Annotated in this window: 20 protein-coding genes; 6 read left to right on the forward strand and 14 right to left on the reverse strand. The window is 60.3% G+C overall.

What is annotated here, in order from left to right; translation table 11 throughout:
* Positions 1-157 precede the first annotated feature (157 nt).
* The 7 genes from ASB65_RS11370 to alr all read right to left on the reverse strand — a co-directional run bounded on the left by ASB65_RS11370 (position 158) and on the right by alr (position 6,582).
* Positions 158-898 carry an SDR family NAD(P)-dependent oxidoreductase gene (locus ASB65_RS11370; protein WP_003502023.1) on the reverse strand — a complete coding sequence of 247 codons (741 nt, stop codon included), beginning with the start codon at positions 896-898 and terminating at the stop codon, positions 158-160.
* A gap of 144 nt (positions 899-1,042) precedes the next feature.
* On the reverse strand, positions 1,043-2,551 hold the full coding sequence (gene purF, locus ASB65_RS11375) for an amidophosphoribosyltransferase (protein ID WP_060724018.1): 1,509 nt from the start codon (positions 2,549-2,551) through the stop codon (positions 1,043-1,045).
* A gap of 138 nt (positions 2,552-2,689) precedes the next feature.
* On the reverse strand, positions 2,690-3,277 hold the full coding sequence (locus ASB65_RS11380) for a CvpA family protein (RefSeq protein WP_003502039.1): 588 nt from the start codon (positions 3,275-3,277) through the stop codon (positions 2,690-2,692).
* An 89-nt stretch (positions 3,278-3,366) separates the two neighbouring features.
* The gene (gene radA / locus ASB65_RS11385; RefSeq protein ID WP_060724019.1) at positions 3,367-4,773 is read right to left on the reverse strand and encodes a DNA repair protein RadA; all 1,407 of its coding nucleotides are present in this window, start codon (positions 4,771-4,773) and stop codon (positions 3,367-3,369) included.
* 86 nt (positions 4,774-4,859) lie between these two features.
* Complete coding sequence (locus ASB65_RS11390) at positions 4,860-5,090, reverse strand: type II toxin-antitoxin system RelE/ParE family toxin (protein ID WP_060724020.1); 231 nt, start codon at positions 5,088-5,090, stop codon at positions 4,860-4,862.
* On the reverse strand, positions 5,087-5,341 hold the full coding sequence (locus ASB65_RS11395) for a type II toxin-antitoxin system ParD family antitoxin (protein ID WP_060724021.1): 255 nt from the start codon (positions 5,339-5,341) through the stop codon (positions 5,087-5,089). Before ASB65_RS11395 ends, ASB65_RS11390 begins: the two co-directional genes overlap by 4 nt.
* A 65-nt stretch (positions 5,342-5,406) precedes the next feature.
* Complete coding sequence (alr, locus tag ASB65_RS11400; protein WP_060724022.1) at positions 5,407-6,582, reverse strand: alanine racemase; 1,176 nt, start codon at positions 6,580-6,582, stop codon at positions 5,407-5,409.
* Between the two features lie 86 nt (positions 6,583-6,668).
* On the opposite strand from alr, the gene ASB65_RS11405 reads away from it, so the two are divergent.
* From ASB65_RS11405 to ASB65_RS11415, 3 genes are all read left to right on the forward strand, one after another.
* The gene (locus ASB65_RS11405) at positions 6,669-7,526 is read left to right on the forward strand and encodes an AraC family transcriptional regulator (protein WP_060724023.1); all 858 of its coding nucleotides are present in this window, start codon (positions 6,669-6,671) and stop codon (positions 7,524-7,526) included.
* A gap of 157 nt (positions 7,527-7,683) precedes the next feature.
* The gene (locus ASB65_RS11410) at positions 7,684-8,388 is read left to right on the forward strand and encodes an AzlC family ABC transporter permease (protein WP_060724024.1); all 705 of its coding nucleotides are present in this window, start codon (positions 7,684-7,686) and stop codon (positions 8,386-8,388) included.
* Positions 8,385-8,687: an AzlD family protein gene (locus ASB65_RS11415; RefSeq protein ID WP_020009504.1), complete on the forward strand. Its 303-nt coding sequence runs from the start codon at positions 8,385-8,387 to the stop codon at positions 8,685-8,687. Before ASB65_RS11410 ends, ASB65_RS11415 begins: the two co-directional genes overlap by 4 nt.
* A 99-nt stretch (positions 8,688-8,786) precedes the next feature.
* Here the strand turns inward: ASB65_RS11415 and ASB65_RS11420 are convergent, their stop codons facing one another.
* A complete protein-coding gene (locus tag ASB65_RS11420) occupies positions 8,787-10,283 on the reverse strand; it encodes a replicative DNA helicase (RefSeq protein ID WP_003502052.1) in 1,497 nt (498 codons plus the stop codon).
* 311 nt (positions 10,284-10,594) lie between these two features.
* On the opposite strand from ASB65_RS11420, the gene ASB65_RS11425 reads away from it, so the two are divergent.
* The 3 genes from ASB65_RS11425 to ASB65_RS11435 are packed head-to-tail and all read left to right on the forward strand — an operon-like array spanning position 10,595 to position 13,882.
* On the forward strand, positions 10,595-11,050 hold the full coding sequence (locus ASB65_RS11425) for a MarR family winged helix-turn-helix transcriptional regulator (RefSeq protein ID WP_060724025.1): 456 nt from the start codon (positions 10,595-10,597) through the stop codon (positions 11,048-11,050).
* Positions 11,047-12,795 carry an MFS transporter gene (locus ASB65_RS11430; RefSeq protein ID WP_060724026.1) on the forward strand — a complete coding sequence of 583 codons (1,749 nt, stop codon included), beginning with the start codon at positions 11,047-11,049 and terminating at the stop codon, positions 12,793-12,795. Before ASB65_RS11425 ends, ASB65_RS11430 begins: the two co-directional genes overlap by 4 nt.
* A 19-nt stretch (positions 12,796-12,814) precedes the next feature.
* The gene (locus ASB65_RS11435) at positions 12,815-13,882 is read left to right on the forward strand and encodes an HlyD family secretion protein (protein WP_031234094.1); all 1,068 of its coding nucleotides are present in this window, start codon (positions 12,815-12,817) and stop codon (positions 13,880-13,882) included.
* 261 nt (positions 13,883-14,143) lie between these two features.
* Here the strand turns inward: ASB65_RS11435 and rplI are convergent, their stop codons facing one another.
* The 6 genes from rplI to ASB65_RS11465 form a co-directional block, all read right to left on the reverse strand.
* Complete coding sequence (gene rplI, locus ASB65_RS11440) at positions 14,144-14,719, reverse strand: 50S ribosomal protein L9 (protein ID WP_003502059.1); 576 nt, start codon at positions 14,717-14,719, stop codon at positions 14,144-14,146.
* 14 nt (positions 14,720-14,733) lie between these two features.
* Positions 14,734-15,708, reverse strand: coding sequence for a hypothetical protein (locus tag ASB65_RS11445; RefSeq protein WP_060724027.1), 975 nt, complete (start codon positions 15,706-15,708; stop codon positions 14,734-14,736).
* Positions 15,709-15,893: 185 nt separating this feature from the next.
* Positions 15,894-16,142 carry a 30S ribosomal protein S18 gene (rpsR, locus tag ASB65_RS11450; RefSeq protein ID WP_003502063.1) on the reverse strand — a complete coding sequence of 83 codons (249 nt, stop codon included), beginning with the start codon at positions 16,140-16,142 and terminating at the stop codon, positions 15,894-15,896.
* A 16-nt stretch (positions 16,143-16,158) separates the two neighbouring features.
* Positions 16,159-16,620 (reverse strand): 30S ribosomal protein S6, encoded by a 462-nt coding sequence (gene rpsF, locus ASB65_RS11455; RefSeq protein ID WP_003502065.1) that lies wholly within the window; start codon positions 16,618-16,620, stop codon positions 16,159-16,161.
* A gap of 273 nt (positions 16,621-16,893) precedes the next feature.
* Complete coding sequence (locus ASB65_RS11460) at positions 16,894-17,406, reverse strand: ClbS/DfsB family four-helix bundle protein (protein ID WP_020811737.1); 513 nt, start codon at positions 17,404-17,406, stop codon at positions 16,894-16,896.
* Positions 17,407-17,420: 14 nt separating this feature from the next.
* The gene (locus ASB65_RS11465; protein WP_031234169.1) at positions 17,421-18,464 is read right to left on the reverse strand and encodes an aldo/keto reductase; all 1,044 of its coding nucleotides are present in this window, start codon (positions 18,462-18,464) and stop codon (positions 17,421-17,423) included.
* Positions 18,465-18,466: the final 2 nt, after the last annotated feature.

Below are 18,466 nucleotides of genomic sequence, written 5' to 3' on the forward strand. Positions count from 1 at the left end.
GCGGGAGACGAAAACGATCTGGCCGGTGGCGAACCAGCAAAAAAAATCTCAGCAGCAGGTGCAGATCATCGTTCTCATATCTTGCTTTATGGCGCGGCGGTGCGGCCCGGTCAAGAGCAACCGTGGTGGCCGTATCGCCGCTCCGAGCGGAAAATATTCACTCCGGCTGGCGGTAGTCCACGAATTTTCCCTCGCGCACGAGGAAGAGTTTGCCTGTTTCGGTCAGATCGGGCGAGGCGAGCGGAAGAATGGCCGCGGCCACCTCTGATGGATGCGGTACGGTTGTCGGATCTTCGCCGGGCATGGCCTGAGCGCGCATGGCGGTGCGGGTGGCGCCGGGATTGATGCTGTTGACGCGAAGCGCGCTCTTCTGCGTCTCAGCAGCCCAGGTGCGGGCCAGTGCTTCGACTGCCGCCTTGGAGGTGGAATAGACACCCCAGAAGGGGCGACAGCTATGGGCGGCGCCCGAGGACAGGATAAGCGCGCGGCCGGCATCCGACTTCAGAAGCAGCGGCTCGACCGAGCGGATCAGTCGCCAGGTGGCGGTAACGTTGATGTTCATGACCCTTTCGAAGACTTTCGCTTCGATATGGCCAACCGGCGAGATGACGCCGAGAACGCCGGCATTGGCGACGAGAATATCAAGTTTGCCCCAGCGCTCGAAAATATTGGCGCCCAGCGCATCGATGGCTTTCATGTCGGAGAGATCGAAGGGAACGAGCGTCGCCGTGCCGCCGACGGCCTTGATGGCGTCGTCCAGCTCCTCAAGGCCGCCCACCGTGCGGGCGCAGGCGATGACATGCGCGCCGGCCTTGGCAAGTTCCAGCGCGGTGAAATAGCCGATGCCGCGCGAAGCGCCGGTAACGAGAGCGATGCGGCCCTTGAGATCGATAGTCATGGTCTCCCCCGAAATGATTGCGCTTCCTTCTACGAAGCGCCGCTGGCCTTTCGCAAGCGATCATATCGTCGCATGCGCTTGCCTGAACAAAAGGCAAGAAAAAAGCGGCCCCGGAAGCCGGTGGCCGCTTGTTGATCTGAAAAATCAGCCGTTGCTGGCCAGCATGGAAATCTTGCTGCCCATGGCCTCGCCGTTCTGGTCGAGAAGGCGGGTGGGATAGTCGCCGGTGAAATAATGGTCCGTGAACTGCGGACGCGCATGGTTGCGATTCTCGCCGCCAACGGCACGATAAAGCCCATCGATCGACAGGAAGGCGAGCGAATCGGCGCCAATGAACTTCGCCATCGCTTCGACATCGGCATATTGGTTGGCCAGCAGCTTGTCGGCGTCAGGCGTGTCTATACCGTAGAAATCCGGATGGAAGATCATCGGGCTGGCGACACGGATATGCACTTCCTTGGCGCCCGCTTCGCGGATCATCTGCACGATCTTGACCGAGGTCGTGCCGCGCACGATCGAATCGTCCACCAGCACCACGCGCTTGCCTTCGATCATCGCCCGGTTGGCGGAATGCTTGAGCTTGACGCCGAAAGCGCGGATCTGCTGCGTCGGCTCGATGAAGGTACGGCCGACATAATGGTTGCGGATGATGCCGTATTCGAAGGGAATACCGCTTTCCTGCGCAAAACCGAGTGCTGCCGGCGTGCCGCCATCGGGAACCGGGACCACGACATCGGCTTCCAGCGGGGCTTCCTTGGCAAGGTTCATGCCCATGTTCTTGCGTGTCGTATAGACGTTGCGACCGCCGACGACGGAATCGGGACGGGCGAAATAGACATATTCGAACAGGCAGAGCCGTTCCGGCTGCGGCTTCGAGGGCTTGCGGGCATCGATGGTGATCGAACCATCCGGCTGGATTTCGCAGATGATGACTTCGCCGTTTTCAACGTCGCGCACGAATTTCGCGCCGATGATATCGAGAGCACAGGTTTCCGAGCAGAAGATCGGCTTACCATCAAGCTCGCCCATGACCAGCGGGCGGATGCCGATCGGGTCGCGCGCGGCAATCAGCTTGGTGCGCGTCATGGCCAGCATCGAATAGCCGCCTTCCATCTGCCTGATAGCGTCGATGAAGCGATCGGCGGTGGAAGAGTGGCGCGAGCGGGCGATGAGGTGGAGGACGACTTCGGTATCCGACGTCGACTGACAGATGGCGCCGGTGGCGATGATCTGGCGGCGCAGCGTCAGGCCGTTGGTGAAATTGCCGTTATGGGCAATGGAAATACCGCCTTCTTCCAGCTCGGCAAACAGCGGCTGCACGTTGCGCATCGCCACTTCGCCTGTCGTGGAATAACGGGTGTGGCCAATCGCGATGGAGCCGGGCAGGCGGGCAAGGGTTGCCGGATCGGTATAATGATCGCCGACGAGGCCCATATGGCGTTCCTGATGGAAGCGCTTGCCATCGAAGGAGACGATGCCGGCTGCTTCCTGGCCGCGATGCTGAGGCGCATGCAGTCCGAGAGCGGTCAGCGCCGAGGCATCGGCATGGCCGAGAATGCCGAACACGCCGCATTCTTCATGCAGCGTGTCGCCGTCGATCTCTTCCTTGAAAGTGGCCCCATGGAATGTGGAATGCGAAAGCGGCTCAATCATCCGGCTTGCCCTTGCTCTCTAACGAGAAAAAAGAAAGACCTCTCCGGTGAGTATTTCCCCCGGTCGGTCCGTCTGTGTCGTGCTTGATATTTAGCACAAATAGCGCGCCTTGCATGCATTGCAAGGCGCGACACTGTGTCAATTATTCGTTGCCGGCGGATTTGTGGCCGGCACATCTTCCGCAGGCGCCTGCGTGGTCGTCGGTTCCTGTGGCTTTCCGAGGATGCGGGCGCGGATTTGCGGCTCGATATCGTCAGGCAGAACCGCCTCCAGCTTGCCCACCAGCCCGTCGAGGAAAGGCTTGGACTTCGCCTGCGTCACCCATTCCGGCTGCGTCTTCACATCCACCAGCCAGTTCCAGAAGGCGACCGCGACGACCAAAAGCAGAATGCCGCGCGCCGCGCCGAACAGGAAACCGAGTGTGCGATCCAGCGCGCCGATGCGGCTGTCGATGATGAAATCGGCAATGCGCGAGGTGATGAAGGAAATCACGATCAGCGAGACAAGGAAAACCACGCCAGCCGAGCCGGCAATGGCGATCTTGTCGTCATCGGTATAGTTGCGCGCATAGGGCAGCAGGACCGGATAAAGATAATAGGCGGCGGCGACCGAACCGGCCCAGCTCGCGATCGACAGAATCTCGCGGGAAAAACCGCGTACCATCGCAAGAATGGCGGAGAAAAGAACAACGGCGATGACGATGCCGTCGAAAATTGTAATGGGCATATACCAACTCCGGAGGTGCGACGCCTTGTCAGACGCTGCCTTGCCAATTTTGCGATCCTCTTACACCACTGTTTCCCTTGGCGAAAGGATCAATATTCGTCGTCCTCAACCTGTTTGAACCGGTTGCCGGAGCCGGCGATGCGGGCCACGAGGTCCGGAAGGCTTTCGATTTCCGTCCAGCGCCCCTTGCCGCCTTTCGGCAATTCAGCCGAAGCAGAAGGCAGAAGTGCGGCGGAAAAGCCGAGTTTTTCAGCTTCTTTCAATCGCTGGCCCGTATGCGAGACCGGCCGCACCGCGCCCGACAGGCTGATTTCGCCGAAATAGACGCAATCGGCGGGCAGGGCAAGACCGGCAAGCGAGGAAACCAGCGCAGAGGCAATCGCCATATCCGCGGCGGGCTCGGAAATGCGGTAACCGCCGGCGACATTCAGATAGACGTCGTGCTGGCCGAGCTTCACGCCGCAATGGGCCTCCAGCACGGCAAGGATCATGGCGAGCCGCGAACTGTCCCAGCCGACCACGGCGCGGCGCGGCGTGCCGAGCGAGGTGGCGGCGACGAGCGCCTGTACTTCGACCAGGATAGGGCGTGTGCCTTCCATGCCGGCGAAGACGGCTGCGCCCGGCGATTTTTCGTTGCGCTCCCCGAGGAACAGTTCGGAAGGGTTGGAACCCTCGCGCAATCCCTTGTCCGACATTTCGAACACGCCGATCTCATCCGTCGGCCCGAAGCGGTTCTTGACGGTGCGCAGAATGCGGTAATGGTGGCCGCGGTCGCCTTCGAAATAAAGCACGGCATCAACCATATGTTCGACCACGCGCGGGCCGGCAATCTGGCCTTCCTTGGTGACATGGCCGACAAGCACCATGGTCGCGCCCGTCTGCTTGGCAAACCGGATCATCGCCTGCACGCCGGTGCGCACCTGCGTCACCGTGCCGGGGGCGGAATCAGCCGTGTCGCTCCAGAGCGTCTGGATGGAATCGATGATGATGAGATCGGGACGTTTGCCCTCGGAAACCGTCGCCAGAATATCCTCGACATGGGTTTCGGCGGCCAGCAGCACATCGGTCTCGGCCGCACCCAGACGCTGGGCGCGCAGGCGCACCTGCGCCACCGCTTCTTCGCCCGAGACATAGACGATGCGATGCCCGCGCCGCGAAAGGGCGGCCGCCGCCTGCATGAGCAGCGTCGATTTGCCGATGCCGGGATCACCGCCTATCAACACCGCAGAACCGCGCACGAAACCGCCACCGGTCGCACGGTCGAGTTCGCTGATGCCGGTCGGGATACGCGGTGCCTCCTCGATTTCACCGGAAAGCGAGGTGAGCGTGACGGGGCGGCCCTTCTTCGGCGTCTTGCCTGGCCCGGAACCGATGCCGCCCATCGGATCTTCCTCGACGATGGTATTCCACTCGCCGCAGCCTTCGCATTTTCCCGCCCAGCGGGTGTGAACCGTGCCGCAGTTCTGGCACACGAATTGGGTCTTGGCTTTGGCCATGTGATGTCAATTTTCTTCTTCTACGTTTTCAGCGCCAATGTGTTGATGGCCATGGACGATGCGTAATATGCGCAGCTCGTTTTCTTTTACACGAAAATAGATGCAGCGATTTTTATGATTGACGGCGCGAAGGCCGCTACTGATCCAGTCACGGGAACCCCTGTGAGACCTAGCCGCGCCGTGTCCCGGATTTTCCGTTCGATGGTCGATACGAACTGTTCGCTGGCGACCGGATTTCTATCCTCCAGATATTTATAGATGTAGATAAGATCACGAATGGCGCGCGATGACAGCGAATAGGCGCGGGCCTTTGTCACTTTTCGTTTCTGGCGCGTTCGATGATGTAGGCGGTCAGATCATCATCCGTCGAAAAGGTCACGTAATCACCCCGTTCGAACTCTGCGTCAGCTTCGTGAATCATCTTCCGGAGCTCCGCGAGTCTTCCCTCGTCACTGCTCAGCAATTGCGGGCTCGCATGAATGACAGCATCCGCATCGCTATAGATGCCCGCCGCCACCTGCTCTTCGATGAACTTCTCGTCCTGCTCGCTCAAATGGATTTCGGGCATTTCGATCTCCTTTTGTTCTCTTGTAGCACAGGTCGCTTCCGCTTTCCAAGAGCCAAGGTTGCGGCCTAGTCGTCGGCCATCAGATATTGCCGCTCATAACGCAGGCCAAGCCCCGTCAGCATCTCGTAACCGATGGTGCCGGCCGCCCGTGCGGTCTCATCAACAGGCACATTGGGGCCGAAAAGCTCGATATAGTCGCCGGCACGGATGGCATTGGCCGGAGCATCCGTCACGTCGAAAATCGTGAGGTCCATGGTCACCCGGCCGGCAACGGGGACCTTGTGCCCGTTGACCACACCATAGGCGCCGCCATGGCCCATTTCGCGCAGCGGAATGCCGGAGCCGGAAAGCGAACGCTGGTATCCATCCGCATAACCGACAGATGCGATGGCAAGGCGGCTTGCCCGTTTCAGCAGGAAGGTGCCGCCATAACTCACGGTCTGGCCTTCGCCCGCTTCACGGATCTGGATGATCCGCGCTTCGGCCGTGGCGACGGGACGCATCGGGTTTGCCATGTCATTGACCGCTTCGCCGCCATAAAGGGCGATGCCGGGGCGGGTGAGGTCGAAATGATAGTCGGGGCCGAGAAATATCCCGGCGGAAGCCGAGAGACTTGATTCGATGCCTTCGAAAGCAGCGCTAACCTTCCGGAATGATTCGAGCTGGACCCTGTTCATCGGCGAGGAGGGCGTGTCGGCGCAGGCGAGGTGCGACAGCACCAGAACCGGGTCGAAACTCGCCGGCCGCGTCACGTCGTCGGCCAGAAACAAGGCGTCGTCGAGCGGCAGCCCCAGACGGTTGAAGCCGGTATCCACATGCAGCGCGCAGGGGTGGTCACCACGCTCGGCAACCGTCGCCATCCAGAAGGAAAGCTGCTCCTCGGAGGCCAGAACCGGTACCAGGTCATTGTCGAAAACCTGGCGTTCCTGGCCTTGCCATATGCCTGATAGCACGAAGATACGCGCTTCCGGGGCATAGGAACGCAGGGTCGCACCCTCGGCCACAGTCGCCACGAAGAAATCGCGCGCGCCGGCATGGTAAAGCGTCGCGCCGCAATCCTCGATGCCGAGACCATAGGCATCGGCCTTGACGACAGCCGCCGTCCGCGCCTTGCCGGAACGCTTTTTCATGTCCCGCCAATTATCGGCGAGAGCGCCGAGATCGACGGTCAGCCTCAGCGGTGCGTGCTCGAAAGCATCGGTTTCGTTTTCGGGGAAGCTATCTTCGAAGTCGTCTGTCATGCCATGCGTCCGGTTGATCTTGAACCGGTTGGGACCCTAGCACTTTTGTTCAAGACGGTAAGGACGGAATGCTCTAAACTTCGCTCATGCACAATGTTTCGCAGGAACAGGCCCTTGATTTCATGCCCGTTGCCACGACGGAAACCACGCGTTTCTGGCGTGACCGGCGTTTTGGCGGCATGGAGTGCCTGAGCGCGACTTTTCTCACCCACGAATATTCGCCGCACGCGCATGACACGTTTTCCATAGGCGCGATCGAAAGCGGCTCGCAGATTTCTACCATTCAGGGCACCACCGAACAGACGGGGCCGGGGCATCTTTATCTCATCAATCCGGATGAGATTCACGATGGCGCACCGGGCGGCGGCGGTTATCGCTACCGGATGATCTATCCCGATACGGAACTGCTGCGCGACATCATCGAGGATGTCACGGGCAGGGTTTTCCACGGCACACCATCCTTCCCCAGATTTCTGCCGCGCGATCCGCAGATGGCGGCCGCCTTTCAGATGGCGCACCGGCGGCTGGAGGGGAAATCCGGTGCTCTTGAGGCGGATGAGGGCATGTTCTCGGTTCTGGCGGCTTTGTTCGGCAAGCACGGCAGCGCCATCATTCTGCCGGTCGAAACCCGAGAGAAAACGGCGGTTTACACCGCCCGCGATTATCTCTCTGACAATTACGAGACCGATATCGGCCTTGAGGAACTTGCCTCCATCGCCGGTCTCAGCCGCGCCCACCTCATCCGCGCTTTCAGGAAAGAGTTTCACATCACCCCGCATGCCTATCTGACGGATGTGCGCATCCGCAGGGCGCGCCGCCTTTTGCGCGCCGGTGAGATGCCGGCCGAGGTTGCGGCTTTGTGCGGTTTTGCCGATCAGGCGCATTTCACTCGGCATTTCAAGGCCCGCACCGGCGTCACGCCGGGGCAGTTCCGGGTCGCCTGAGTTTAAAGCATTTCCAGGAAAGTGGCCCCCGGTTTTCCGTTCGGAAATGCGACAAAACAAAAAGCGGAGTTTCAGCAGAAAACCGCATAACATCACTTTCGTTCAAGACCGCAGGATGTCGCAAGCGTAATCCCTCTCTTTCGAAAGGGAGAATGCGATGTCCATATCGGGAAGAAGCGGCGAGTTCGGTGCGGGATTGAGGGCGGCTGCCCCATTGCTGGTCGCCATGGTGCCGATCGGCGTGGTGTTCGGTGCGGTCGCCATCGGCAAGGGCTTGTCGCCGCTCGAAGCCTCGCTGATGTCGCTGCTGGTCTTTGCCGGCGGCTCGCAATTCGTTGCGATGGATTTATGGACCCATCCGGCAAGCTGGAGCGCACTTGGTTTTGCGGCACTGCTGGTCAATCTGCGCCATGTGCTGATGAGCGCTTCCATCGCCGGTAAGCTGGATGATTTCAGGGGCTGGCGGAAATACGCGGCCATGCTGGTGCTGACGGATGAATCCTGGGCGCTGTCGGAGTTCCGCGTCATTGCTGGTCGATTGACGGCGTCCTTTTTCACCGGGGCCGCCCTGTCGATCTATCTCGTCTGGAACCTCGCGACCCTTGCGGGGGCGCTGCTCGGTACGGTGGTTGGCGATATGTCGGTCATAGGTCTGGATTTCGCCTTTCCGGCCGTCTTCATCGTGCTGCTCATGGGCTTCTGGAAAGGCAGGGAAACCGGCTTCGTGCTTGTGGCAAGTGCCTCCGCGGCCTATCTCACCCATGCGCTTGTTCCCGGCGCCTGGTATATCGCCGCCGGCGCCCTGGCTGGACTTGCCGTTGCCGCCTTCGGCCACGAGGAACCGGCGGAGCAGCCGGCATGACGCTTGATCCGAATACGCTGCTGACAATCCTTGCCATGATGGCGGCAACCGTCGCCACGCGTCTTGGCGGCCTGCTGCTGGTCAGTCATTTTACCCTGACACCGCGTCTGAAAAAGGCGCTCGGCGTGGTCCCTCCCGCCGTCCTGATGGCCGTGGTCACCCCGACGGCGCTTGCGAGCGGTCTGGCGGAAACCATCGCCTGCGCGCTAACCGCCATCGCGGCGCTGCGTCTCAGCCTCCTGCCGGCCGCCGCGCTTGGTGTTGCGGCCGTTGCGCTGCTGCGCGGAATCGGATTGTGAGAAAATTCCACCAAGGCTCTGAAAAGACTCGGGCCTTGTTTCCGGAACGTGGGACATAGCCGAGACGGTAAACATACCCTCTCGGCTATTATGTCCGGATCAATGCTCTTCGTACTGGCTGAAGCTCGGATCGGCGAGATCGGTAAATCGCGTGAACTCGGACTGGAAGGCGAGCTTCACCGTGCCGGTCGGTCCGTGACGCTGCTTGGCGATGATGACGTCGGCCGTGCCTTTCACCTTGTCGAACAGGGCTTCCCATTCAGTATATTTGGGATCGGAAATATCGCGCGGCTCCATGTTCTTGACGTAATATTCCTCGCGGAACACGAACAGCACCACGTCGGCGTCCTGCTCAATCGAGCCCGATTCACGCAGGTCGGAAAGCTGCGGGCGCTTGTCTTCGCGGCTTTCCACCGCACGGGAGAGCTGTGAAAGCGCGATGATCGGAACGTTGAGTTCCTTGCCCAGCGCCTTGAGGCCTGTGGTGATCTGGGTGATTTCTTGCACGCGGTTTTCGCCGCTCTTGCCGGAGCCGGTCATCAGCTGAACGTAGTCCACCACCAGAACATCAAGGCCGCGCTGGCGCTTCAGGCGGCGGGCGCGGGCGGAAAGCTGGGCAATCGAGATACCACCGGTCTGGTCGATATAAAGCGGCACTTTCTGCATCATCTGGGAGCAGGCGACGAGCTTTTCGAAGTCGGCCTCGGTAATGTCACCGCGACGGATTTTCGAGGAGGACACTTCGGTCTGCTCGGAAATGATACGGGTCGCCAGCTGTTCGGACGACATTTCGAGCGAGTAGAAGCCGACGACGCCGCCGTTCTTGGCCTTGTACGACCCGTCCGGCTGCACTTCCTGCTCGTAAGATGCGGCGATGTTATAGGCGATGTTTGTCGCAAGCGAGGTCTTGCCCATACCCGGACGACCGGCAAGCACGATAAGGTCGGAACGCTGCAGGCCGCCCATGCGGGCATCGAGCGAGTGAATGCCGGTGGAGATGCCCGAGAGGTTACCGTCGCGCTCGAAGGCCGCGCCCGCCATGTCGATTGCCAGCGCCACGGCATCGTTGAACGACTGGAAGCCGCCGTCGTAACGGCCGGTTTCCGCCAGTTCGAACAGGCGGCGTTCGGTATCTTCGATCTGCGCCTGCGGCGGCATGTCGAGCGGGGCGTCATAGGCGATGTTGACGACATCCTCGCCGATTTGAATCAGCGCACGGCGCAGCGCCAGATCATAGATCGCCCGGCCGTAATCTTCCGCGTTGATGATCGATACGGCTTCCGCTGCCAGACGTGCGAGATACTGCGCCACCGTCAGATCGCCGATCTTGTCGTCGGCGGGTAGGAAGGTCTTGATCGTCACCGGATTGGCGGTCTTGCCCATACGGATGATATCGCCCGCCACCTCGAAGATCTTGCGGTGCAGCGGCTCGTAAAGATGCACGGGCTTCAGGAAGTCCGACACGCGGTAATAGGCGTCGTTATTGACGAGGATGGCGCCGAGCAGCGCCTGTTCGGCCTCGATATTGTTCGGCGCTTCACGGTAATGCGGTTCCGCCGGTTGCGCGGGGGTGATCTTTCTCACAGCGTCGTTCATGGTTTGCGCGATCTCCCTTTGCCTTTGTCCTTAAACCTCGGGTTTGGCTTTCTGGGGCATGGCAGTCAATGATATTGTTGCAACACTCTGTGGCAGGCTGACGTCCGCTCTACGAAGCTTGATCACATCTTCAGTTGTCCCCAGCAATCCACAGGCGGTGGGGAACAAGGTGCCGGGGTCTTCCGGCAAGGTGATTCGCTGCCATGAGTTTATCGCATGGCAGACCCGTCGTGAAAGAAACTTGAAAATCGTCAGTCTTACGAATAAATAGGCAGAAAATAAGTAGTGTGCTAATTATAAGGCTTGCTGACATGTCCCGCGAGACCGACAAGGAACAGCTTCTCGATGAAGTCTCCGCTTTCACCCGGAAACTGCGCGCGTTTTTCGACGCGCGGGTGGGGGAGAGCGGGCTGACGCTTGCGCGGGCGCGAGCGCTTTTTGCGCTCTCGCGGCGTGGACCGCTGACGCAGACCGAGCTTGCCGAGGAAATGGAAATCGAGACGCCGACGCTGGTGCGGGTGCTTGATGGCATGGAGAAGCAGAACCTCATCGAGCGCCGTTCCGACGAAACCGATCGCCGCGCCAAACGCATCCACATGACGGCGGAGGGCGAGAAAACCTCCGAGACGGTGCAGGCGATGGCAAAGTCGCTGCGCTCTGAGATTGCCGCCGACATTTCCTCGCAGGAACTGGCGACGGCGCTTGATGTCATGCGCCGGCTTTCGGCCAATCTGCAAAATCTCGCGGCCGGGAGGGTGCAATCATGAGCAACCTCGTACCGCAAACCGCTGACAAGGCCGCTTCCCAGGATGCCGAAGGAACTGCCAAACCAGCCGACCTTCCGGAAGCGGCAGTGACGCCGATGAGCGCTTCGGGCGCGGGCGAAACCGTGCCGGAACCTGCCGCTGCCGCCGCACCGCAGCCGGTTGAGCGGCCGCTCTGGCTGCGGCTGTGCTTCATTTTTGCGGGCCTGTCGTTCTTCATCACACAAGGCCTGGGCATGAATCTCGTCATGGCCAATATCTACCAGTTGCAGGGCGAGTTTTCCGCCACGGTGGCTGAGGTCGCGTGGCTTTCCGCGGCCTATATGGCGCCTTACGCCACGTTTTCCATCGCGCTGTTCAAGGTCCGGGCGCAATATGGCCTGCGGCCCTTCGCCGAAGTCTCGATTATCGTGTTTGTCGTGGCCTCCTGTCTCAACCTCTTCGTGACCGACCTGCATTCGGCAATCGTCATCCGTTTTGTCAGCGGCATGGCCGCCGCGCCGATCTCGTCGCTCGGCTTTCTCTATATTCTGGAAGCCTTTCCGCCTGCGCGGAAATTCTCGCTTGGTTTCAGCATAGCGCTGACGGGCACGTTGCTGTCAGCGCCGCTCGCCCGCATCGTCTCGCCATCCCTGTTGGAAATCGACGGATGGAACGCGCTCTATTCCATGGAAGTGGGATTCGCGCTGATCGCTTTCGCCATGATCTATGTGCTGAAGGTCACCCCGCCGCCGCGCGCGAAAGTCATCGAGCGCATGGATATTCTGAGCTATCTCTTGTTTGCAGGCGGTCTCGGCTGTCTGGCGGTCATGCTCACCCTCGGCCGGTTCTACTGGTGGTTCGAAACATGGTGGCTGGGCGTCCTTCTGGCGACGTCGATCGCACTTCTGACGCTGATGGCCTTCATCGAATTGCCGCGCAAGAATCCGCTGCTCGACCTGCGCTGGATTTTCTCGAAAACCAACCTGCACATTATTGCGGTCCTGCTCGTCTACCGTGCGGTTTCCTCCGAGCAATCCTCAACGGCGGTCAGCTTTTACCAGCAGCTCGGCCTGCTGAACGACCAGACGACGACACTTTATGCACTTGTGCTTTTGGCGACCGTTCTCGGCGGTGCGGCCTGTGCCTGGCTGATGCTGACGAAATACGTCGATACCGCCCATGTGATTGCGCTGGCGCTGATCGCCGCCGGTTCATTCATGGATAGCCAGTCCAACAATCTGACGCGGCCGGGTGAGATGTATCTCAGCCAGATGATGATCGCCTTTGGCGCGGCCATGTTCCTGCCGCCCGTCATGGCCAAGGGTTTCGCCGCCGCGCTGGCCCGGGGTGCACCCTATCTGGTGAACTTCATCACCATCTTCCTGTTCACGCAGATCACGGGTTCGATGCTGATGACCGGCCTGCTTGGCAGTTTCGTAACGCTGCGGGAGAAGTTCCACTCCAATATTCTGGTGGAAAATATCCTGCTTACCAATCCCATGGTCGCCCAGCGTGTCTCACAGCTTTCCGGCGCTTACAGCCATGTCATCACCGATCCGGCATTGCTGAAGGCAGAGGGGCTGTCACTGCTTGGCCAGCAGGTCAGCAGGGAAGCCTATGTGCTTGCTTATAATGACACGTTCCTGCTGATTTCAGTCGTTTCCGCGCTGGCGTTGGCCGCGCTTTTGATCCACCTTGCATGGCTGCGCATCCGTCCTTTCCTTTTCCGGGAAGACATCGATGCCGCACCGGCACCACAGTCTTGAACATTCCAAGAGTGACAAAATGCTGAAGAAGTTTTTTACCCCCGTTTCCATTCTCGTGCTGCTCGGCGGTCTCGCCGGCGTGGCGCTGGTGCTTTACGCCTGGCGGCTGCCGCCGTTCCTTTCCACCGTCGAAATGACCGACAACGCCTTCGTACGGGGTTATGTCACGACGATGAGCCCGCAGGTGAGCGGTTATGTCGTGGACGTGCCGGTGAAGGATTATCAGGAAGTCAGCCAGGGCGCGCTGCTCGCGAAGATCGATGACCGTATCTACCGCCAGAAGCAGGCGCAGGCGGAAGCAACGCTCGATACCCACAAGGCCGCACTCGACAATTCCCGCCAGCAGGAAAATGCCGCCAACGCCAATATCCGCTCGAGTGAAGCGGCGGTCGACAGTGCCGAGGCGTCGCTGAAACAGGCGCAGCTCGCCTCCGACCGGCAGGATAATCTCATCAAGAGCGGCGCCGGCACCTCCAGCCTGCAAGAAGAAGCCCATGCCGGGCTTGAAAAGGCGAGGGCGTCGCTCTCCCAGGCCAAGGCGGCGCTTGAGGTCTCGCGGCAGGATCTGCAGACCATCATCGTCAACCGCAGCTCGCTGCAGGCGGCCGTCGCCAATGCCGAGGCCGCCGTCGAGCTCGCCCGGATCGATCTCGCCAATACCGAAATCCACGCTCCCGTGGATGGCAGGCTCGGCGAGGTCGGCGTGCGCACTGGTCAATATGTCACCGCCGGAACACAATTGATGGCCGTCGTGCCGCACGATGTCTGGGTCATCGCCAATTTCAAGGAAACCCAGCTTGCCGGCATGCAGGTGGGCCAGCCCGTAACGATCTCCGTGGATGCCCTGCATCGCCGCAAGCTGACCGGCCATGTGGAGCGGTTTTCGCCCGCAACGGGTTCGGAATTCGCCGTCATCAAGCCTGACAATGCGACGGGTAATTTCGTGAAGATCGCCCAGCGTCTCGGCGTGCGGATTGCGATCGATGCGGATCAGCCGCTTGCGGCGGAGCTTTCGCCGGGCATGTCGGTGGTGGTGCATGTGGATAAGAGCAAGGCGCCTGAGGGGGCTGAGACGGCGGCGAAGTAGTTGGGCGTAGAGGCTGCGGATAGCGGGCACCCCCTCTCTCCTGCCGGACATCTCCCGCTCAAGGGGGAGATCAGCAAGAAGCTCTGCCGTTGCTTCATTCTCAAACGTTGAGATGGCCGTGACCTCGCCGCGGGTCGATCTCCCCCCTTGAGGGGGAGATGCCCGGCAGGGCAGAGGGGGGTATCTCTCCACACATTCCATGCAAACAAAAAACCCCGGATGTCGCCATCCGGGGTTTTCCTTTGACCTTTAAGCCAAATCTTATTCGTCGTCGCCGTCGCGATCAGCTTCCGGATCGAAGAAGTCTTCCGGACGCAGTGCGTCTTCGTCAACGCCGTAGATGGCGTCAGCGGAGGTGAGGCTTTCGCCCTTGGCCTGACGCTCTGCTTCTTCAGCCGAACGGGCAACGTTCAGCTCAACCTGCAGCTCGACTTCGGCATGCAGGTGCAGGGTGACGTTGTGCAGGCCGATGGTCTTGATCGGCGTGTTCAGTTCAACCTGGTTGCGGCCGATGTTGAAGCCTTCGGCAGCCAGGATTTCAACGACGTCACGAGCAGCGACAGAGCCGTAGAGCTGGCCGGTTTCGCCAGCCGAACGGACGACGATGAAGGACTTGCCTTCGAGTGCTTCGGCAACCTTCTGGGCTTCCGACTTGCGCTCGAGGTTACGGGCTTCGAGCGTTGCGCGCTCGGTTTCGAAACGTGCCTTGTTGGTGGCGTTGGCGCGCAGCGCCTTGCCCTGCGGCAGCAGGAAGTTACGGGCGTAGCCGTCGCGAACCTTTACGGTTTCGCCCATCTGGCCGAGCTTGTTGATGCGTTCGAGAAGAATGACGTCCATCTTCTTGATCCTTTCTATGGTTTGGTTTCGTTCGAATTGTCGGTTTTCCGCGCCGGTGTAAGAGAGATCGTGCTGCGCACGTCGCTCAGGCCGAACACGAGAATGATGAACAGCGGAAAGACAAAGACCGCCGAAAGATATGCGAGAATGAGAACCGGCAGCCGCCAGTCCTTGCCGCGGGCGCGCTTGTGCAACGAGGCGTAACCCGCCATCAGGAAGCCCGCGCCGAAGGTGCCGCAGATGACTGCGCCGACCATGGCCGCGACGCCGCCGAGGAAGATGGCGACGATGCCGGAGAGGAAGATGAAGATGGCGTTGCGGTGCATGCGCAGCGCCGAAGCGATGTCCTCGCGCGGGCGCAGACCCTTGCCGAAGGTGCCGACCACTCGCGTCGCGAAATAATAGGCGGCAAACAGCAGGATGACCCAGAGACCGCCCTGAACGATCGGCAGCAGAAGTACAAACAGGGACTTCGTCCGCGCCAGTGCCTCGACATCGGGTTCGAACAACGGTTCGCGGTTCTGAACCGAGGTCATAATCATGTCGATCATACGCGTGACGAGATCGGGACCGTAACCGATCATCCAGCCGAGAATGACGACGGCGACGGAAACCAGAATGCACAGATGCAGGACGATGCCGGAAAGCGGATACCAGGCAAGCAGATCATCCGGACCGCCGAGTTCGGAGGCCGGACGCGCCAGATTGGCGAGATGCGAAAGCCAGCCCGCCGGGATCAGCGTGAAGATTGCGATGGTCAGCGCAAAAAGCGGCGACATGACCAGCGCGCCGATGATGGCCGTGGTGATGATCGCGATAATGGCGGCGCGGTTGCCCCAGCCCATGCCGGCGATGAAGATCGGCATGGCGGAACCGGCATAAAGCAGGAAGGACAGAGACGACTGTGCCGTTGCGCCAAGCGTCAGAAACGCGGCGCATATGCCGGCGAGAACGCCGGAGATCAGCACTGTCTGGTTCAACTTCTGCACTTCGCTGTCCTGCTGAAACTTAAGCAGTTAGAGGATCGCTCCTGAGAGCCTCATCCCCAACATGGGTTTTTCAGAGTATCGATCCGCGCCCAACGCGGAAGGATTATAATTTTCGACCCGCTGATCAAGAGTCAGCTGCTCGAGAAAAACGAGGCCGCGATAAACCGCAGCCTCGCTTTAATTCATTACGCTACAACGTAGGGCAGCAGGCCGAGGAAGCGGGCGCGCTTGATCGCCTGGGCGAGTTCGCGCTGCTTCTTCTGGGAAACGGCCGTGATGCGGGACGGAACGATCTTGCCGCGCTCGGAAATGTAGCGCTGCAGGAGACGTACGTCCTTGTAGTCGATCTTCGGAGCGTTGGCGCCGGAGAAGGGGCACGTCTTGCGACGGCGGTGGAACGGGCGGCGTGCCTGGGAAGAGGATGCGTCAGCCATTGGTCAAAACTCCTTCTTATGCACGGTCTTCGCGCGGACGGCGCGGACGGTCTTCACGGTCGCCGAAGCCACCTTCGCGCGGTGCGCGGGGACCACGATCTTCACGCGGGCCACGGTCCGGACGGTCGCCGTCACGGCGCGGACGGTCGTCGCGATCGCGCTTCTGCATCATCGCGGACGGGCCTTCTTCGTGGGCTTCGACGGCGATGGTCATGTAGCGAAGAACGTCTTCGTTGATGCGCATCTGGCGCTCGACTTCATGGATGGCGGCCGCCGGAGCGTCGATGTCCATGAGAGCGTAGTGAGCCTTGCGGTTCTTCTTGATGCGGTAGGTGAGGGACTTCAGACCCCAGTTCTCGACGCGTCCGACTTTACCGCCGAACGATTCGATAACGCCCTTGTACTGCTCGACAAGTGCGTCGACCTGCTGGGCAGAAATATCCTGCCGGGCAAGGAAGATGTGTTCGTAAAGAGCCATTTAAGCTTTGCCTTTCTTGCGTTTCGTCCTTCACCCGGCAACGGCGCTAAGCCTCAACGACTGCTCTTGGGTAGGCGGTAAAGCCTTAAAGCAAGAAAAGCGTTGTTCGAGACGGTCGAGAGCGGAGACACGGGAGGCCGGAAAAACCTTATGGTTCCTGCTGTTCCGTTACCGGAACCAGCCCTCCGTTCAGCCACCAGCCAATTGGACCGGGTGTTATGAACAGCGCGCTTATACGGATTTTTCCGCAGAAAACAACCCCGCACCGCAAAATCAAGCTATTCCTCTGGCTTTCTTCCATTTTCGCAGCCGTCCGCGGGCGTTAACGTAGGGCGAGGACGTGTTGAACTGGATCATACGGCCAAGCGACCATTTGCCGTACCAGCCGGGGGCGTAAAGCTGATGCGGATCATATGCGTTGATGGCGTCGATGATCCGTCTTTTCACACTGTCCAGTCGCTCCTGCCGTTCGGCGAAAGACAGGGAGACGTAGTCGCCGTAGAATTTCTGCGCCAAGGCTCCCAGCGCATTCCACTTATAGCCTGTTTCGGGAAAATCCGGTTCACGACCTTCGGCGCGAAGCGATATCCACTTCAGCACCAGCTCTCCCCAGCCAATCAGATAGGCGACGAGGTCGTTGACGCTCATCAGCGTACCGGCTGCATGGCCGTCCATGTCTCTCGTCCCGGCAAGGTCCACCGGGACTGTTTCCAATTCGCGCATCAGCTTTTCAAAACTGCTTTCGATTGCAGTTCGCAGTTCCGTTGCGCTTTCGGGGACGGCCATGGCAACCAGCTACCTTAGATCGCCATCGGATATTGCCGATGGATCGCGGCAATACCCGTCAGCACCTCTTCCGACAGCGTCACATCCGCCGCCGCGATATCCACCTTCAACTGCTCCATCGTCGTTGCGCCGATGATGGCCGAGGCCATGAAGGGGCGTGTCAGGCAGAAGGCGATGGCGAGTTGGGCCGGATCGATCCCATGCTCGGCGGCAAGCTTTAGATAGGCCTTGACCGGCGCTTCCTGCAGCGGCTGCAACCGGCCGCCGAGATCCTTGTTGATGGAGGCGCGTGATCCCGCCGGGCGCGCGCCGTTCTGGTATTTGCCGGTCAGCAGACCCGCCGCAAGCGGCGAATAGGCGAGCAGGCCGACATCTTCGTGATGGGCGACTTCCGCCATGTCGAGATCGAAGCTGCGGTACAGCAGGTTATATTCGTTCTGAATGGTGGCGACGCGCGGCAGGCCGTTCGCTTCCGCGATATCGATATATTTCTGCGTGCCCCAGGCGCTTTCGTTGGAGAGGCCAATGGCGCGGATCTTGCCGGCCTTCACCAGTTCTCCGAGCGTCTCCAGCTTTTCGGTGATTTCGGCAAGCGTACGCTTCTTGTCCTGAGCGGAGGCGTCGAAGCCCCAGGCGCCACGGAAATGGTAGGTGCCGCGATTCGGCCAGTGAACCTGGTAGAGGTCGATGTAGTCGGTCTTCAGCCGCTTGAGGCTGGTATCCACCGCCTCGCGGATGGCGGCGGCGTCGATATCGCGGCCGCCGCGAATATAATCGCGCCCGGAGCCGGCGACCTTGGTGGCGAGCACGACCTGATTGCGCCTGCCGGTCTTTTCGAACCAGCTGCCGATATATTCCTCGGTCCGGCCCTGCGTTTCGGCGGAAACGGGGGTGGTGGGATAAAGCTCGGCCGTATCGAAGAAATTGACGCCGTTTTCGATGGCATAGTCCATCTGCTGATGGGCTTCCGCTTCTGTGTTCTGCGTGCCCCACGTCATGGTGCCGAGGCAGATTTCGGACACGGAGATGCCCGTGCGTCCCAGTAGATTCTGTTTCATGG

This window comes from Agrobacterium tumefaciens str. B6, assembly GCF_001541315.1.
In the GTDB taxonomy this organism is placed as follows: Bacteria; Pseudomonadota; Alphaproteobacteria; order Rhizobiales; family Rhizobiaceae; genus Agrobacterium; species Agrobacterium radiobacter.

Excerpts from the sequence above, each read along its gene's own strand:
- ASB65_RS11370 (WP_003502023.1), bottom strand. The coding sequence starts at position 898 with ATGACTATCGATCTCAAGGGCCGCATCGCTCTCGTTACCGGCGCTTCG.
- purF (WP_060724018.1), bottom strand. The coding sequence starts at position 2,551 with ATGATTGAGCCGCTTTCGCATTCCACATTCCATGGGGCCACTTTCAAG.
- ASB65_RS11380 (WP_003502039.1), bottom strand. The coding sequence starts at position 3,277 with ATGCCCATTACAATTTTCGACGGCATCGTCATCGCCGTTGTTCTTTTC.
- radA (WP_060724019.1), bottom strand. The coding sequence starts at position 4,773 with ATGGCCAAAGCCAAGACCCAATTCGTGTGCCAGAACTGCGGCACGGTT.
- ASB65_RS11395 (WP_060724021.1), bottom strand. The coding sequence starts at position 5,341 with ATGCCCGAAATCCATTTGAGCGAGCAGGACGAGAAGTTCATCGAAGAG.
- alr (WP_060724022.1), bottom strand. The coding sequence starts at position 6,582 with ATGACAGACGACTTCGAAGATAGCTTCCCCGAAAACGAAACCGATGCT.
- ASB65_RS11405 (WP_060724023.1), top strand. The coding sequence starts at position 6,669 with ATGCACAATGTTTCGCAGGAACAGGCCCTTGATTTCATGCCCGTTGCC.
- ASB65_RS11410 (WP_060724024.1), top strand. The coding sequence starts at position 7,684 with ATGTCCATATCGGGAAGAAGCGGCGAGTTCGGTGCGGGATTGAGGGCG.
- ASB65_RS11415 (WP_020009504.1), top strand. The coding sequence starts at position 8,385 with ATGACGCTTGATCCGAATACGCTGCTGACAATCCTTGCCATGATGGCG.
- ASB65_RS11420 (WP_003502052.1), bottom strand. The coding sequence starts at position 10,283 with ATGAACGACGCTGTGAGAAAGATCACCCCCGCGCAACCGGCGGAACCG.
- ASB65_RS11425 (WP_060724025.1), top strand. The coding sequence starts at position 10,595 with ATGTCCCGCGAGACCGACAAGGAACAGCTTCTCGATGAAGTCTCCGCT.
- ASB65_RS11430 (WP_060724026.1), top strand. The coding sequence starts at position 11,047 with ATGAGCAACCTCGTACCGCAAACCGCTGACAAGGCCGCTTCCCAGGAT.
- ASB65_RS11435 (WP_031234094.1), top strand. The coding sequence starts at position 12,815 with ATGCTGAAGAAGTTTTTTACCCCCGTTTCCATTCTCGTGCTGCTCGGC.
- rplI (WP_003502059.1), bottom strand. The coding sequence starts at position 14,719 with ATGGACGTCATTCTTCTCGAACGCATCAACAAGCTCGGCCAGATGGGC.
- rpsR (WP_003502063.1), bottom strand. The coding sequence starts at position 16,142 with ATGGCTGACGCATCCTCTTCCCAGGCACGCCGCCCGTTCCACCGCCGT.
- rpsF (WP_003502065.1), bottom strand. The coding sequence starts at position 16,620 with ATGGCTCTTTACGAACACATCTTCCTTGCCCGGCAGGATATTTCTGCC.
- ASB65_RS11460 (WP_020811737.1), bottom strand. The coding sequence starts at position 17,406 with ATGGCCGTCCCCGAAAGCGCAACGGAACTGCGAACTGCAATCGAAAGC.
- ASB65_RS11465 (WP_031234169.1), bottom strand. The coding sequence starts at position 18,464 with ATGAAACAGAATCTACTGGGACGCACGGGCATCTCCGTGTCCGAAATC.